Source organism: Clostridium grantii DSM 8605 (assembly GCF_900129965.1).
Lineage (GTDB): Bacteria > Bacillota > Clostridia > Clostridiales > Clostridiaceae > Clostridium_AF > Clostridium_AF grantii.
Genome location: NZ_FQXM01000019.1, coordinates 1 through 14182, shown reverse-complemented (window position 1 = coordinate 14182; position 14182 = coordinate 1). Strand labels below are relative to the sequence as shown.

Annotated in this window: 16 protein-coding genes; 2 read left to right on the top strand and 14 right to left on the bottom strand. The window is 28.4% G+C overall.

Features of this window, described 5'->3' with window-relative positions; all coding sequences use genetic code 11:
• Positions 1–87: 87 nt before the first annotated feature.
• The 13 genes from BUB83_RS14830 to BUB83_RS14770 all read right to left on the bottom strand — a co-directional run bounded on the left by BUB83_RS14830 (position 88) and on the right by BUB83_RS14770 (position 9684).
• Positions 88–555 carry an HD domain-containing protein gene (locus tag BUB83_RS14830; protein WP_073339294.1) on the bottom strand — a complete coding sequence of 156 codons (468 nt, stop codon included), beginning with the start codon at positions 553–555 and terminating at the stop codon, positions 88–90.
• Between the two features lie 226 nt (positions 556–781).
• On the bottom strand, positions 782–1048 hold the full coding sequence (locus BUB83_RS14825) for a cysteine-rich small domain-containing protein (protein ID WP_073339293.1): 267 nt from the start codon (positions 1046–1048) through the stop codon (positions 782–784).
• A gap of 53 nt (positions 1049–1101) precedes the next feature.
• Positions 1102–1299, bottom strand: a complete 198-nt coding sequence (locus tag BUB83_RS22230) for an NADPH-dependent FMN reductase family protein (RefSeq protein WP_200801483.1) — start codon at positions 1297–1299, stop codon at positions 1102–1104.
• 335 nt (positions 1300–1634) lie between these two features.
• Positions 1635–2288, bottom strand: a complete 654-nt coding sequence (locus tag BUB83_RS14815; protein ID WP_073339292.1) for a peroxiredoxin-like family protein — start codon at positions 2286–2288, stop codon at positions 1635–1637.
• A 23-nt stretch (positions 2289–2311) separates the two neighbouring features.
• Entirely contained in the window at positions 2312–2665 is a 354-nt protein-coding gene (locus tag BUB83_RS14810; RefSeq protein ID WP_073339291.1) for a DsrE family protein, read from the bottom strand.
• A 94-nt stretch (positions 2666–2759) separates the two neighbouring features.
• Positions 2760–3386, bottom strand: a complete 627-nt coding sequence (locus BUB83_RS14805; RefSeq protein WP_073339288.1) for a DsbA family oxidoreductase — start codon at positions 3384–3386, stop codon at positions 2760–2762.
• Positions 3387–3653: 267 nt separating this feature from the next.
• Positions 3654–4331 (bottom strand): HD domain-containing protein, encoded by a 678-nt coding sequence (locus BUB83_RS14800; protein ID WP_073339286.1) that lies wholly within the window; start codon positions 4329–4331, stop codon positions 3654–3656.
• Positions 4332–4471: 140 nt separating this feature from the next.
• Entirely contained in the window at positions 4472–5053 is a 582-nt protein-coding gene (locus BUB83_RS14795) for a TetR/AcrR family transcriptional regulator (RefSeq protein WP_073339284.1), read from the bottom strand.
• A gap of 78 nt (positions 5054–5131) precedes the next feature.
• Positions 5132–6535 carry a hypothetical protein gene (locus tag BUB83_RS14790; RefSeq protein WP_073339282.1) on the bottom strand — a complete coding sequence of 468 codons (1404 nt, stop codon included), beginning with the start codon at positions 6533–6535 and terminating at the stop codon, positions 5132–5134.
• 242 nt (positions 6536–6777) lie between these two features.
• Complete coding sequence (locus tag BUB83_RS14785; protein ID WP_143160560.1) at positions 6778–7017, bottom strand: hypothetical protein; 240 nt, start codon at positions 7015–7017, stop codon at positions 6778–6780.
• A gap of 29 nt (positions 7018–7046) precedes the next feature.
• Complete coding sequence (locus tag BUB83_RS14780; protein WP_073339278.1) at positions 7047–7718, bottom strand: hypothetical protein; 672 nt, start codon at positions 7716–7718, stop codon at positions 7047–7049.
• 218 nt (positions 7719–7936) lie between these two features.
• Positions 7937–8125, bottom strand: coding sequence for a hypothetical protein (locus tag BUB83_RS14775; protein WP_073339276.1), 189 nt, complete (start codon positions 8123–8125; stop codon positions 7937–7939).
• Positions 8126–8187: 62 nt separating this feature from the next.
• A complete protein-coding gene (locus BUB83_RS14770; protein ID WP_073339274.1) occupies positions 8188–9684 on the bottom strand; it encodes a leucine-rich repeat domain-containing protein in 1497 nt (498 codons plus the stop codon).
• Between the two features lie 530 nt (positions 9685–10214).
• On the opposite strand from BUB83_RS14770, the gene BUB83_RS14765 reads away from it, so the two are divergent.
• Both BUB83_RS14765 and BUB83_RS14760 read left to right on the top strand, forming a co-directional pair.
• The gene (locus BUB83_RS14765; protein ID WP_073339272.1) at positions 10215–11066 is read left to right on the top strand and encodes an SMP-30/gluconolactonase/LRE family protein; all 852 of its coding nucleotides are present in this window, start codon (positions 10215–10217) and stop codon (positions 11064–11066) included.
• Between the two features lie 222 nt (positions 11067–11288).
• Positions 11289–12200, top strand: coding sequence for a transposase (locus BUB83_RS14760; protein ID WP_073339270.1), 912 nt, complete (start codon positions 11289–11291; stop codon positions 12198–12200).
• A 324-nt stretch (positions 12201–12524) separates the two neighbouring features.
• Here the strand turns inward: BUB83_RS14760 and BUB83_RS14755 are convergent, their stop codons facing one another.
• Positions 12525–13865, bottom strand: coding sequence for a fucose isomerase (locus BUB83_RS14755; RefSeq protein WP_073339268.1), 1341 nt, complete (start codon positions 13863–13865; stop codon positions 12525–12527).
• Between the last annotated feature and the right edge of the window lie 317 nt (positions 13866–14182).

Genomic DNA, 14182 nt, shown 5'->3' with positions numbered 1-14182 from the left:
GACAACATACTTCAACTATAAATTAAGTCTATATAATGTTTATCTATAATATATACGAATATAAAACAGAAAAGTTCTTATTAATTACTAAATTTTCAGATTTAATTCTTGAAATAAATCCGCCAATCTTTTCTTTTCTTTTTCTTCAACTGGAAAACTTGTATTATATAAATTATGTTCTAGAACATCTGCATCTTTGAGGATTTCATCATAAACCTGGTCTACGTTATATTTATTACTGTGGTTAAGTATAGCATTACAAATAATATCGATTTCCTTCTCATTAAAACTATTAGTCTCATTTAAAATTTTTCTTGCTTCTATTGAACCTAATTTTGCATGATCCACGCTAGAGCCTGTTTTATAAGTTACTATATCATGTAACATCCCTGCAATTGCGCATAGCTCAGCGTTTAGTCCACGCTTAATTGCAAGTAAATTAGAAAATGATGCTACCCCATAGATATGAAGGAAACCAATCCTTCTTAGCTCTAAATTAGCTTGCTCCATTAAAACATTATCGACTATCTCACGAATTTCTTCTAATCTATCCATAAATATTTCCTCCTTAATTTATTCCATCATTGTAGAATTTTTATTATGCTTTCAGCAAGATTTTTTATTTTTTAATTTCCCATTTTACACCTACTATTCCAAAAGTTTACCTTATATAAATAACTTAATCAAAATATAAAAACTCAAGTCTAATATATACACTACTAAACTTGAGTTTTTTCCTTTGATGAATTGAAAGATTTCTGAAGAAAATCTTTATATTTAATTAATCCGCTTTAATAAAACTTGATCCTTTTTTTATAACCATCTTTATTTTCGACATGACAAAAGCATAACTTTCTTCATCATGAGGCTTGGTACATCCCGAACAATCTTTAACTCCATTAGTAACTTTAAAATTACCACCACATTCATTCCCTAACATATACAGCGGACAATAACAAAACAAACAATTAAATTTATCTTCATCCACCCCTTTATGACAGGGAAAATATTCACACTTTTTATTTTGATTAAACTTATAATTTTGCATAAAACTCTCCTTATAATAAAAATTAACTGGCCTTATATTAACTAAATTTATGCTTATTTATTAGTAATTTTTTTTGCGAATTCTGCTGCTTCTTTTAAATCCTTTTTATCTGGTTTTCCACGATGCAATAAAGTAAAACTACCTCCACAATGATATTCTTTTTGCTCCTTGATTTTTTTACTTTTTACAGTATAATTATTACATACACACACCAATTTGAAAATACATCTATTTTTAATAGATACTATCATTTTAGATACTGAGAGGAGGTATGATAAATGAATCAAAAATATTTAGATGAATGTGGTTCTTGTCAAATAAGTGAAGATGTTAAACAATCACTTTGCCCATATTGTATGGCACAAAAAGTTATAAACTGATAATTAATAGAATCAAAATATCATTTATACTTTTTATTTTTTAGCACCTAAAATATCTTCTATAATTATATGGAAAAATTTCAGGCGCTAATCGATCAACAAAACCATTGTCTTTAACAATATTGCCATCAATACAAGTTAACCCATAATCACAAAAATAACACTGAGAAAATGCACCCACTAAAAACTTTGATACCTCTTTTCGTTTATTTGTTTTGAATAGCTGATAGTGCTGTCAAAGTCTCACTTGGTTCAAGTCTCTTAGTATAATCTGTATTCACATAAGCCATAACAATTTCACCCTTACCATCAATAACATAAGTAGCTGGAAGAGGCACTTCATATTTATCATTTCCCTGACCTGCTTCAACATCAATTCCAAACTTCTTGTAAACCTCAATAATTGCTTCATCCAATTTGAAAACTAATCCAAACTTTTTGGCAACCACATTCTCTAAATCACTAAGAATTTCAAATCCAAGTTCATGTTTTTCAATTAATGAAAATGAATTATCAGGAAGTTCTGGTGAAATGGCCACTAAATTAGCACCTAATTCTTTGATCTGTGGAAGTATATCTTTATATGCTTTCAATTCCAGGTTACAATATGGACACCAAGCCCCTCTGTAGAAACTAATAACCATTGGTCCTTCAGCTAAACAATCATAAATATTAATTTCTTCCCCGTTAGCATTACCTAATGTAAAATTAGGAATTTTATCGCCAACTGCAAGCGCATTCTTACCTATTTTATCTTTAACTAGTTGCTCTGCTGAATTAGTCATAATATCTATTATTTCTTGCGGTCTCTTTGCTGCCGCTGCTTCATTATATTCTTTTAATGCTTTTTTTAAATCCATAATTTATCCTCCCTTTTCTAATTTTATACTGTTAATAATTTTCCATTAGTTTTAAGAACTTCAGTTAATGGTAGTCCCATTGGTTTTAATTCAAAACCTAATGCTTCAATCTCATCAACAACTCCAATCTTTGTTGCACAAGCTATACAAAAGCGAACTTCAACACCTTTTGCCTTAATATCTAATAATTTTTCTTGAATATGTTTATTTTCTGCAACTAATTTCGCTGTTGAACCCCAAACGATAATCTCAACATCTTCCCACCACTTGTATGTCAATGAAGCTTCCGCATACATAAACACCATCATTTCAGCCGTAAGAGGATCTGCATTTGTCCAAAGTATAGTTAATTTTTTATCTGTATTATTATTTTCCACTTTATTTACTCCCCTATTATTGTTTTTATTTATTTATTTACTTATTTATTTATTTATTTATTTATTTACTTATGTTGCCCTATAAAACTTATACTTATTTTAAGCTTTCAATTATCTTAACAAAAGCATCCACTGGTTGTACCCCATATACTGCCTGTTTTTCATCAAATACAAAATAGGGAACCCCATTAACTCCTCGTTCATAAGCACTTTGTTCATCTTGTCTTACTTCATGGCTAAAATCTGTTGTATTTAAAATAATTAAAGCTCTTTCTTTATCTAAACCCACCTTTTCTGCGATGGATACTAATACTTCAGCATCTGATATAAGCTCGCTATCTATAAAATAACTTTTCATAACAGCTTCAGTATATTCTTTTAACTTTCCTTCTGCTTTTGCATAATGTGATAATCTATGTGCATCAAAAGTATTTGTGTACTTTAAATCTTCAAAATTATAATCAAGCCCTAATTCCTTTGCAGCACTTATAATATTCTTATTATTGGCCGCAGCTTGTTCAAGACTTACACCATATTTTTCGGCTATTAATTCATTAATATTTTTGTCATATCTTTTCTTAGCGTCTGGATTTAATTCAAAAGATTTAAATACAATTTCAGTATTTTCCATCATTCCTGTTTCTTTAAGTGCCAATTCAAGTTTTCTTTCACCAATATAACAAAACGGACATGCATAATCTGACCAAATTTCTACTTTCATTTTAATTTCCTCCTATGCCTCACATATGGCAATATTTTTATTTTATATTTTGCAATGAACATTGCATAAGTTTCAAAAAATTTTATTTCACTGCTTTATTACTACATAATCATGTTTATAAATTTAACTAAATATTTCAATAGCTTAAATTAGTATTTCCTTTAAGTTTACTATTGTTAATAATTATACAACACCCGTTGCACAATAGCAAGGAAAAGTTTATTTACTTAAATCGCTTAAAGTTATTGCTACTTTAGCGAATACTCCTTATTCAAGTATTCTATCCATTAGTTTTTTACCATTGAAGTAATTTCTATTCACCTCTTGGAATAAATTATTAAAATATGAATCCATCGTATTTTGTTGTTCTCTTCCAATTTCTTTTGCCTTTTCAGTATACAGTTTTAGAAATAATTTATTTAATTTTCGATTATATTCTCTAAATAAAGATGCTCCTTCTGATGGTATTCCCTTAGTAGGAAATCTATGTTCTCCAACTAAATACAAAGGTTCTTCAATTTGTCCCCCAAACAATATGGCTCTTGCCACACCAACAGTTCCTGTTAAGTCCAATTTATCTGCATCAAAAATAATTTTTGCTTCTATTGTTTGTGGTTCTCTACTTTTTTTATATCTATGCGTAAGGATGCAATTAGCAATATGATCTGCTTTTTCTTCCCCGTATCCATTACCAATCAGAAAATTCTTTGCTTTTTCACTTCCTACTTCTGCATGACAAAGACTTGGATTTTTCATTTCATCTACTCTACCTATATCATGTAAAAGTGCTGATATTATAACAACTTCCGTATCTACATTCTCCATAGCATCTGTAATTTGAATTGCATAATTCAAAACCCTATATACATGTAAAGAATTATGAACAGTATCATCCATGTTTTTTAACATAAAACTTTCAATTCTTTGGAATTCTTCTCTTTTCATAATTTGATACTCCTTTAGATTAATGGTATAAAACAATTCTTAACTTCAGCTATTAATCTTTTTAAATTATTAACTATAAAAATAGAGGTCATACAGAATATAACGTATGCCAGATATTGATTTGCATCCTTAAAATTGATTTAAATATCAATTAAGGTTAAAAAGTCATCCATAATAAGTCTACAGTTTTTATCCGCATAAGCATTTTTAGAATAGATAGACAAACCTTGAATCATTACAACTAGCTGTTTTGCTTTTAACCCAGGGTCCCCAGAATAATTCTCATTTTCTACTGCGTATTTTAATTTTGTTTTAAAAGCTTCTTCTAAATTATTAAAATACTTATTAACAAATTGAAAACTATCTATATCTACACAATTTCGCTCAGATATGGTGTTAGAAAATAAACATCCCACAGGGGTTTTGATGTTAATTTGGTCTAATAAGTCAGCAACAGCTAATACAAAATCTCTTACAGCTCCAAGTCCATTCTCTTGTATCAATTTTTCATAAGGTTTATCTATATTAATTTTATAATACCATTCTAAAGCTTCCTTAAACAAACCATTCTTTGATTCAAAAATATTATACATGCTACGTGTTGTCATACCTGTTGCTGCAACAAGATCTTTCATAGATGTAGACTCATAGCCATAGCACCAAAACAATTCCATGGCTTTACTAAGTACTTCCTCTTTATTATATTCTATAGGTCTAGCCATTTTAATCACCTCAAAGGGATTATATAACAATCGTTGCATAATTGCAAGTATAGAAAAATCTTATTTTATAAATATACCTTAAATAATAATCATAGCTACCAATATAGTCGCTACAAAACCCACACCTACTGGGAAAAGATTTTTTCTCACTAGGTCCATTGGATTTACTTTGCATATTGCAGCAACCGCAATAACACCCCAAGGTATAACCGTTCCACCACCAACCCACATAGCAAATATTTGTCCTAAAGAGGCAAGCCTTGTTACATCAATATTACCCACACTTGATAACGTCTTTGCTATGGTACCGACTAAAGGCAATGCTGAAAATCCTGCTCCCCCTAGTCCGGAAATACCTGCAGTAACTGCTTGAATCACAATAGCCATAGGAATAGATAAGGATATTTTAGTAGATAAATAAAGTCCTACGTCGCCTAAATAACCTGATGCGCCTTCACCTAATATTTGTATTGCTGTCTCTTGATTTCCTATAAAAAAAAATGCACCTACAACTAAAATTGGAGCAAAAGTTTCAATACCAAATATAAAACCATTTTTAACGTACATACTTAGTTGGTTTAGCAGATGTTCAAAATCTCCTTTAATAGACACACAAATTATAGTAATAAATACTGCTGATCCAGTTAAAAGAGCTGCTGCGTCTCCACCTTTTAGTTCATATCTATACATAATAAAAATATTTACTAAGAAAACAACTGGCGTTAAGACAGCCACAAATTTTACCCAAATACTTTCCCTTGGTATATCTTTCACTACAAATACCTCATTTACCTTCGGTATATTTTTATCTTTTGTGATTTCTGTATCACTAGCTATTTCTCTTTTTATATCTTTTAACATCATTATATAAGCTGTAACCACAGTGACAATACTCATAGTTAACCAAAGTGGAAACCCCTCTTTCATAATTACAGTGGGATCTTCTATATTAATAGCTTTAGCAGTAATGGAAGGAGCTCCTTGTATAAAATAATCTGCTGATAAAGCTACGCCATGCCCAAAGAGGTTCATTGCAACCGCTGCCCATATCTTAGGTAGACCCGATTTCACTGCAACTGGTAAAATAATTGCCCCAATTAATACAACAGCAGGAGATGGCCACAAAATAAAGGAAAAACCCGTCATCAATAGCCCTATAACCCAAAAAGCAATTGAAGGAGTTTTGATAAATCTATTAAAGGGTTTTATCATAACTACATCTACTCCAATATCCCTTAATGCATTTGACATAGCTACAATTAAAGAAATAGTAACAATAATGCTCCAAAACTCATTTCCTGAAACAATAATTCCTTTATATATGGTTTCAATACCATCTAACACGTTTTTATTATATAAAGTACCTATGATAAATAAGCCAAGGATACAAACAAGTACAATATCCTTTTTTAAAACCATTAATACTATAATTAGTAAAATTAGTAGCATATAAATGTAATGTATATATCCGATTTCTATCATTTTATTTACCTCTTTATAAGACTATATTTGATTATTATGACCAAAGAGAGGTAAAATCATTCATAGGTAGTTTATGTCCAATTGGTGTTCGTTTTTTAAATAATTCAAAATCACATTTCTCTGAAAGTCTGCAAGAGGGTATATTTGCACAATCAATGTTTAATTAGACAGTTAATATCATTATTTAAAAAATAATATATCATCATAATTAATTAACTCATTCACTAATGAAATATAACTTATTAACGTTCTTCTATATCTAATTCAATAGTTTCACTATCATTACTTTCATCAGGGTATTCTATATACATCCTAGCTTTTAAAACATAATCTACATCTATTTTTTTGTCACTAATATTTCGCCCACTGAAATCCACCTTAATATTGGTACCATCACAAATTGAATAAGACTCAGCAAATATAATGTTTTCATTAGCTAATGTCATTAATATTAAAACTACACAAGTAATATATTTCCTCAATACTGTTTCCTCCTTAGCTATAGTAATGTTCACTTCGTAACTCCATACTCTTTCATTTTCTCCTCAATAAATCTTTCCTCGTATAATCCATCAATAATATCTTTTATTTTATAAGCTATCCCGCTATAAAAAACCACAAGATCTGCCTGTCCTTTTATATTAATTGTAAGCTGTATTTTATCTTTTTTATCTTTTTTATATTTTTTTAATATTTTAACTTCATAATTGTATATTTTTTCATTCTCAATTATCCTGTTAGCATATAATAAATAAGTATCCCCTTTATAAACATTTAAGATATTTTGACCATTGAATATATTAAAACAATTCATTATATTAATGTAAAGTATAAATGTGGAGGTAAAGAAATAATCACTGTCACTCATAATAGAAAATAAAATATAGTAATAAAATGCTAAGTATAACACATATCCTACTATCATAATTCTGTTTCTAGCCTTGGAACTTATAATTTTTTCAGCATTATCAATAGCTTTAAAATACCTTTTGAAAATCATATCATTAATAAAAATAGCAAGAAAAATTTCCGTAAGAATTACAATTGCAATAATAAATACAAATCTAAAAACAGAATACTTTCCCATTATAGAATAAATAAATATTGGTAAATTGACTATGCTCAAGATCAATATGATATTTAAAATATTACGCTTGTCTTTTTTTATTTCAATTAAATTCAATTTTTATCACTCCTGAATACTTAGTAATTTTAATGTGCTTACTTTAGTTAAATATTATCGCATCTCTTTTGGTATATAATTTAAATAATGATATAAAAAAATTATGCCAAAAGATAAATTCACTAAATTTAACTTTAAAATTAAACCCGCTGCTACAAATAAAATTTTATATCACTAATCGATAAAAGTCGCAGCTAAACTGCTACGCCTTTGTTCTTTTAACTATTCTCATGATCCGTCCACGTAGCATGACCAAGTAACACTGATGCCAACACCAAACTTATTAATAAAATAGTATATATAATTTTTTCATTTCCTACTTTAGTTTTAATTGTTGCTACTAGTAAAATACATGCCATCACATTACTTATTATCAATGGTCCTAAAGCTCTGATTTTATTTTTCAAAAATTCCACCTACTTTAACTACGTAAATTATATCATAATTTCCAAATTTTTAATATAATTTTTCATATGATTGCTTTTACATCCTCATGTTTAAAATCCTCAACTTTTGCACCTGTGTAATCATAGCTAATAATCATAGTTTCTATTCCATAAGGAGGATTATGAGCCCCTACAAAAGTTTCAACCCTTATTTTTACTTTATACTTTCCTTCTGACTTTACAATATAAATAATTCCTTTATTATTGTAAAGTCTACCTTCACCATAATATTCTGTTATAGCTGATTGAATGTAGGGATTTAACGTCATTAAAATAAATTCTTCATTAAGTTTATCAGTAAAAACATGTTTTGGTAGCGGATTACCTGAAAAATCAATGTTTGTTAAATATAGATTAGGTAGTTCTCTCAGCTTTCCTATATCACTTATACCATTATTGGAAATATCTAGCTTCTTAATATTAGTTAAATGACTTAAGGGTGTTACATTAATTATATTATTATTACTCAAATATAAAGAAGATAATTCTTTAAGAGAACTTAATTCATCTAAGGAAGAAATTTGGTTATCAGATAACCCAAGAATTTCTAAGTTTTTCGTAGTATCTACGCCTTTAAGATTTTTTATATTATTTCTAGCTAGTAGTAATATTTTTAAATTTGAAAGTTTGCCTAATGAACTAATATCTGAAATTTCATTTTCTGATAAATCTAAAAATACTATGTTCTTCAACTCTTTTAGTGGAATAATATCATTAATATTATTTCCGTATAAATATACTTCCATTAATTCTGTTAGATTACTCAATGGCTTAATATCAGTGACTTTGTTCTCGCTTAACTCCAATATTTTTAGCTTTTTTAAGTTTGTTAGAGAATTAATACTGTTTACCTTATTCATTCCTAATGATAGATTAGTAAGATTTTTTAAGTATTTCAATGATTCGATTTCCTGAATTTTATTTATATATAAATTCAAATCTTTTAAATTGGTTAATCCACTTAAAGGTTTTAAATTTTTTACTCGATTATTGTATAAATTTAATACTTCTAAATTTATAAGACTGCTTAGGGGGCTTATGTTACTTATTTTATTACTCTGCAAGTTTAAATTTTTTAATGTGGTCAAATTACTTAACCATGAAATATCAGTAATTTTATTATATCCTAAATCCAAATTTTCTAAATTCTTTAAATCTTTTAAAGAACTTAAATCATTAATATTATTGAACATTAACTCTAATTTTCTTAGGTTAGTTAAATATTGAATTCCCTCCAAAGAAGAAATATTTTTATTATTTAAAGATAGTTCCTCTAAGCTCTTCACATCATCTTTTGTTAAGTTTCCTTCAGGTTTATTCAACTTTTCTCTTATTCCCTTTTCCAGATTTTTGTCCTTGAAATTAATTGAATTTTTATTTTCTTGTATACTTGTAATAATTTCAACATAAAAATTTTCTATATAAGCTACCTCTACATTCTTTCCTTCAACTGCTTTACAATTAAAACTAATTATCAATATAATCAATATAATGTGAAAAAAAATGCTGTGTTTTTTCAAACTTCTCCCTCCTATAAAAATCATATGAAGATTATCCTTACTATTTAAGTAGATGATTTACTATATATAATTTACTTTTTGAGGTAATTTATTCTTATATAACAATGGCAAATATATCTAAAAAGTCGCTGAACTTCACCAAGAAATTCTAATTCCTCTACTAAAAACCTTGTAAGCTTATTTCATAGATGATTATTCTTGGATAATTGAATTTAATTGTTTTAGTGCTTTCTTCCATCTTCAAGAACATATAATGAAGTATAGAAAATATGGGGGACGGTTCATTATTAACTTGATGATTCCAAGCCAAAAATATGGGGACGGTTCAGTATTAATTAGTATTAATTGGATTGAGTATTATTTGAATTCAGTATTATTGCAAGTAGTTCAGTTCAGCATTACTAAGCTTAATTAGGAATGTTTCTGGCTAAATTACGTTGCTAAAAATCTTTTCAGTCGTTATAATTAATATAATTAATATTATATGATTTTGTATTAACTTTAAATTTTGTATTGAGGGGTGTTAATTTTTGAAGGTAGAAATGGTAATTAATAATAATGATTTAATTGGAGAATGTCCAACATGGAACTATAATAACAATACTTTTTGTTGGATAGATGTTGAAGGTAAAAAAGTTTGTAGTTTAGATGAAGAAAAAAAAATCTATAATGAAGTAACCTTAGACAAACGAATTGGATTTATAAGTTTTGATGAAAACAATAGTACTATTATGGGATTAGAAGATGGTGTATATATAGATAATAAATTAATATATGTTCCATCCACTCATCAAGATTTCGTTAGATTTAATGATGGAAAAATAAGCCCTGCAGGCAATCTATGGGCTGGGACAATGGCCATAGATCAAAGTGAATATAGAGCCAAAAATGCAGCATATCTATATAAATTCTCAGAAAATCAAAAATGTACTCCTTTAATAAAAGATGTAACAATTTCAAATGGATTAGAATGGAGTTTAGACTTAAAAACTTTTTATTATATTGATTCTCCAACTAATCAAATTATATCATATGAGTATGACATTCAAGATGATACTATAAAAAATCCAAAAATCATTATACATTTCAATGATAAAAATAGTGTCCCCGATGGAATGACTATTGATGATGAAGGTATGTTATGGGTAGCAAAATGGGGTGGCTACATGGTACAACGAATAAATCCTATTACTGGAGATATCATTGATGAAATTGATTTGCCAACTGCCCAAGTAACTAGTTGTACTTTTGGCGGAAGGAATTTGGATACTCTTTATATTACGACTGCATCTATAGGTATGAATGATGAATATGCTGGAGCTGTATTCAAAGTAATTCCAGGCGTAAAAGGAAGAAAAACTTTTCAAATGAAAAATCTATAGACAAGTTTGCAAGTTATAAGTCAGGGACGTAAGTTAGGGACGTAAGTTAGGGACGGTTCAGTATTTTTGAAAATACTGAACCATCCCTAACTTTTCTTAAAAGTTCTAAATATATAAAAATATTTTAAGCTATCATGATTTATTTCTCTTTTTTTGGCAATAATTTTAAAAAACTGTGTTACAAACACAAACAAAGAAATTGTTACCGAAAGGATGTTTTATATGCCAAGAACTGAAAGAATAATAAGCGCTACTGGACAGGACCACATTATGGTAAAAGGATTAAAAGAGTGCCCTCTATTTAGAGATAATATGGATAAAGAAAAATATTTAGAACTACTTGAAAAATACAAAAAAATTCACCCTATTAAAATATATGCTTATTGCATTATGACAACCCATGCTCATCTGATTACAGATTCTAACGAATCCAATTTAAGCTCATTTATGAAATCAGTAAATCAATCTTATGCTATTTATTACAACAAGAAATATAATAGGGAAGGTCATGTTTTTCATGATAGATTTAAAAATAAGCCTATTTTAACTGATAAATATATGAAAAATCTTTCATTATATATTCACCGAAACCCTAAAGATATAAAAAAATTTAAACATAATACAGAGAAATATAAATATTCCAGTTTGCCTATTTATTTAGGATTAAAAGATGAAGCTAATAGTATAATTGATAGCAGCTATGTTCTTCAGCTTTATGATGCTAATATTAACGAAGCACGTAAAAAATACTTAGTTGCCATGAATCAGGATGATAAATTTACTGATATTGATCTAATAAATGAATTTAATACCCAAAAAACTCACTATAAAAGCGACATAAGAGTAATAAATTCAAGGTTTGAAACAGAACATATAGTTGAATTTATAAGGAAAAATTTTGATAGAACCTTTAATATACATTTAAAGTATGATAGGAATAATATAGAATATAAAGCTCTTTCTGTTGTATTGATAAAATACTATTGTAATTGTACTTACAAAAGTATAGGTCATATGATAGGAAATATGACTTCTTCAAATGTATCTAGGCTATGCAAAAAAGGCTTGGAATTAATTGATTCTAAAAAGGAATATAGCTTTATTTTCGATGATTTGTTAAATTTTTATTCATAATTAAGTTTCTTCTCTTATATATGCTAAATTTTAATTTTTTTTAACCCTTATCAATGACTTCAAATTTTTTAAGCAGTACTTTTATTTGAAGTATTCTATTATATATTAAGACAAGCTTATAAATTCATATACTTCATCCTATATTAAATAGCGAAATAACGTAGTTAATTTTTACTTTTAACAATTAAAGTATATTCCTTATAATCTAAAAATAAAAACTAGTCATAGAACTAGTTTTTATTTCTAACTTTATATTTAAATTTAATTAACCAAATTTCATGAACCGTCCCTAATTTTCTAATTTTTTCTAATTTTTTCTTTTCTTTAATACTTACAAACTTCCATATCTAATAATTTAGCTAGTGTTTCAAGTTCTTCTGCTACGTTAGCATAAATTACAACAAAGTGAGGTTCCCATCCGTCTTTAACACTTTTATTCACTAATTCTGCAGCGTTAGTATCTGGCTTGATAACTACTGATGTTCCGCAAAATTGTTTAGGTACATCTAACGCTTCCCCTGTTGAAATAAAGAATCTAAATTGACCATCAGGTTTTCTACCCACTCTAAATATAGTAACTTCATCAGCTGGTTTACATCCGAATTCCATTGTTGGTCCTATTTTTCTGTTAGGATGAACACCCATTTCGGAACCTGTATCTTTTCTTGCTAATGAACAAGCTGCCGTTCCACAATGCCAGAAAGTAACAGTATTATCTTCTTCATCAAGTGATACAGGATCTCCAAAGAATGTTGGCCCTCCTGAAAGTTCCACACCTATATACATAGAAATAGCTCCAAATAAATCTGATTCACAACTTGCAGCTATATTTATATCATTTAGCATACCCAGAACTGCACAAACGGGTGTCCCATATTCTACAAAGTAATCAGGCCAACATCTTGATGCTAATGCTTTTATATTTTTAGAATCTATAAACTCTTTATATGCTTTATAAAGTCTTGCAAAAGCGTCTACATTTCCTTCTGGTAGCTTATCTAAACCAACCATTTTAGTTCTTGCTTCTGCCAAAACATCCTCATATTCTTCTTTTTTGTATGTTTTAGCTTTTAACATCAATTCTCTAGCCTCAATAGACTCTAAATTTGCTCCGAAAGCTTTTGCAACTTCAGCATCCAATGCTCTTCCAAATCCAAAGCCCTGAGGCGTTTGTCCCACAGCTGCTACATTTAAAAAACGTAAAGATTTTTTAACTTCTGCTGCACGTATTGTTGCATTAATTTTTGCTATAACCTTTTCTTCTGTAGGAGCACCAAATATATATTCAAATTTTTCTCTTCCTAAATGATGCATAACATTTCCTGCTGAATAAGCTCCTGTTAAAGAATTTAACCTAAGTCTTCCACCATCAATTACAGGTTCTCTTAAAGTCCATAGAAGTATTGGACAATCAAAGGCTCTTAGAACCTCACTAGCATAAGCAGAATTAGCAAATGTATTATTTTGTAATACAATCAAATCCGGATTAATTTCTTTTAAAAATAGTTTTAAATCATCAATAGTCAATAATGGTTTCTCAGGATAAACCCCATTATTCGTTAATGTTTGCATCATATCCACTGATTTTTTGAACTGATCATTTGCACTTTCTAAATGGAAAGTTGGAACTCCTATTGGAATATAAGCTACTTGAAAACTTGACATGATTTTATCCTCCTAGGTATATAATAAACTCTCGGAATTAACCGAGTGTTATGTTTTAAGGGTTTCCTCAAAACACTTTAGTTGTAATCCTCCTACTTTTAGTAGGAAGTTTTTTATTTTCTTAAAGTGAAATTGGAAATTTCACTTCTAAAAAACATTGTTAAAACTCAAAAAAACACTTGACTTTTGAAAATCAACCCAATAATCGCATTGAAGGGATTACTTCCTTTACTAACTGTGATTGGGGTGTTACAAATGAAACCTAAATATGTTTCTCATGAATCTTATCAAAACTTTGTATTATCAAATCTTCAAAA

Excerpts from the sequence above, each read along its gene's own strand:
- BUB83_RS14790 (WP_073339282.1), bottom strand. The coding sequence starts at position 6,535 with ATGATAGAAATCGGATATATACATTACATTTATATGCTACTAATTTTA.
- BUB83_RS14825 (WP_073339293.1), bottom strand. The coding sequence starts at position 1,048 with ATGCAAAATTATAAGTTTAATCAAAATAAAAAGTGTGAATATTTTCCC.
- BUB83_RS14795 (WP_073339284.1), bottom strand. The coding sequence starts at position 5,053 with ATGGCTAGACCTATAGAATATAATAAAGAGGAAGTACTTAGTAAAGCC.
- BUB83_RS14805 (WP_073339288.1), bottom strand. The coding sequence starts at position 3,386 with ATGAAAGTAGAAATTTGGTCAGATTATGCATGTCCGTTTTGTTATATT.
- BUB83_RS14755 (WP_073339268.1), bottom strand. The coding sequence starts at position 13,865 with ATGTCAAGTTTTCAAGTAGCTTATATTCCAATAGGAGTTCCAACTTTC.
- BUB83_RS14830 (WP_073339294.1), bottom strand. The coding sequence starts at position 555 with ATGGATAGATTAGAAGAAATTCGTGAGATAGTCGATAATGTTTTAATG.
- BUB83_RS22230 (WP_200801483.1), bottom strand. The coding sequence starts at position 1,299 with ATGATAGTATCTATTAAAAATAGATGTATTTTCAAATTGGTGTGTGTA.
- BUB83_RS14760 (WP_073339270.1), top strand. The coding sequence starts at position 11,289 with ATGCCAAGAACTGAAAGAATAATAAGCGCTACTGGACAGGACCACATT.
- BUB83_RS14800 (WP_073339286.1), bottom strand. The coding sequence starts at position 4,331 with ATGAAAAGAGAAGAATTCCAAAGAATTGAAAGTTTTATGTTAAAAAAC.
- BUB83_RS14815 (WP_073339292.1), bottom strand. The coding sequence starts at position 2,288 with ATGGATTTAAAAAAAGCATTAAAAGAATATAATGAAGCAGCGGCAGCA.